Origin of the sequence: Pseudomonas sp. EggHat1, from assembly GCF_014892995.1 — a bacterium.
Lineage (GTDB): Bacteria > Pseudomonadota > Gammaproteobacteria > Pseudomonadales > Pseudomonadaceae > Aquipseudomonas > Aquipseudomonas chaetocerotis.
This window is the reverse complement of record NZ_JACKQK010000032.1, coordinates 1-1,491: the sequence shown is the minus strand read 5'-3', so window position 1 is coordinate 1,491 and position 1,491 is coordinate 1. Positions and strand designations below refer to the sequence as shown.

General features: G+C 46.2%; 2 protein-coding genes and 1 pseudogene. All 3 read right to left on the bottom strand.

What is annotated here, in order from left to right; genetic code table 11:
• Window positions 1-176: pseudogene (locus tag INS93_RS25210) on the bottom strand (RHS repeat domain-containing protein); the annotation flags it as partial.
• Window positions 177-272: 96 nt separating this feature from the next.
• Entirely contained in the window at window positions 273-875 is a 603-nt protein-coding gene (locus INS93_RS24535; protein WP_192985851.1) for a DUF6707 family protein, read from the bottom strand.
• 10 nt (window positions 876-885) lie between these two features.
• The coding region (locus INS93_RS24530; RefSeq protein ID WP_192985850.1) for an RHS repeat-associated core domain-containing protein at window positions 886-1,491 on the bottom strand (606 nt) is incomplete at its 5' end.

The window sequence follows — 1,491 nt, the reverse complement described above, 5'->3', positions numbered from 1 at the left end:
TCGTAGAACCTGAAGGTGTTGTAGTGCAGCCCCGTTTCGCGGTCCAGGTACTGGCCCTGGAAGCGCAGGTTCTGCTCTTCGACGAAGAAGCTTTCCTGCGTTTCGGCCAGGGTGTTGCCCCAGACCTGGTAGCGCGCCTGCCAGATGCAACGGCCGTCGTCTTCGGTAAGTTGCTGAACAACAGGAACAACAGGGGACAGACCACGATTTACAGATAAATTAATCGTGGTCTGTCCCCGATTCCTCTTCGGGAAGATTCCTCTCTATTTTTTCTAGAGAAAAGGAGGGAATGAATAGATCCCTTTTCCAACTATTGCTGCTCTAATTTCCCCGCCAACCTTTTCAAGCTCATCTTTAATTCTTTTTAGCGTCCATGAATCGCTACCACCAAAAATATACATTTTAAGTAGAGACATTACATATTCAATGCGCATTTCAAAAGCATCTACCGGATTGTTTTCTTCATAGAAGCTTATATCTAGCGTTTGCCCTTCAAGGAATCGCTTATGCACATTAGCCTTAACGGAGACCTGTACCTCCGAGCCAGATTTTAGTGCTTGGCTAACAGTATCAAGCGAGCTTTCGTAGGATGACACGTCCCCTTCTTTTTCCGCAATAACACCTTTAAGAACTAGAGCAGCCTCGATCCAAACCCAATAGTCATAACTATTTGCAAATGGGATCTTGGAAATTCGCGCAACAATTTGCTTAGCGGCTTCCTGCTCGCCAGAAAAAAAAAGCACGTACGCCAATCTAACCGAAGACTCAATAAATTTTTTTTCAGTTTTTTTATTTTTCTTTGGTATTTTTTCAAAATAATCAACAAGAATCTTATCTTCTGTCTGCAGGCTTTGTATTACTGCATCAGTAACCATTTGGACTCCATTATTTTACAGTTATTTTGACCGTGGTTCCGTCAGGGTATGGGTCTAGAGCATGAGAAATAGATGAGCCCGCACCTCTATTATCGCTTGGGTCAATGTATCGAACACTTGCTCCTTTTCCACCCTCTTTAAACATTGCCATAGGGAACTCGTCGCGGTCCTTACCTTTCTTGGTTGGATATCCTGACAACGAATTCTTTCTATTTCTCGCAGCACCAGCTCTATTTATGGTGAATATATCTAAACCAGTTTTCTTTATGACCGCTTGAATGTGACCAAATGCTTGCTTGTACTGTTTTCTTGTCAGTTCAAGAACAATGTCATGAGTCTTTCCATCGCCTTGTTTAACACTGCAACCTTTCCACCCCCACGGATCCACCCACCCATACGGCTCCGGCGCGTACTGGAACAGGTTGATCCCACCCGCCAACCCAATCGGGTCCGGGCTGATAAACCGYCCGATATCCGGATCGTAGAACCTGAAGGTGTTGTAGTGCAGCCCCGTTTCGCGGTCCAGGTACTGGCCCTGGAAGCGCAGGTTCTGCTCTTCGACGAAGAAGCTTTCCTGCGTTTCGGCCAGGGTGTTGCCCCAGACCTGGTAGCGCGC

Excerpts from the sequence above, each read along its gene's own strand:
- INS93_RS24535 (WP_192985851.1), bottom strand. The coding sequence starts at position 875 with ATGGTTACTGATGCAGTAATACAAAGCCTGCAGACAGAAGATAAGATT.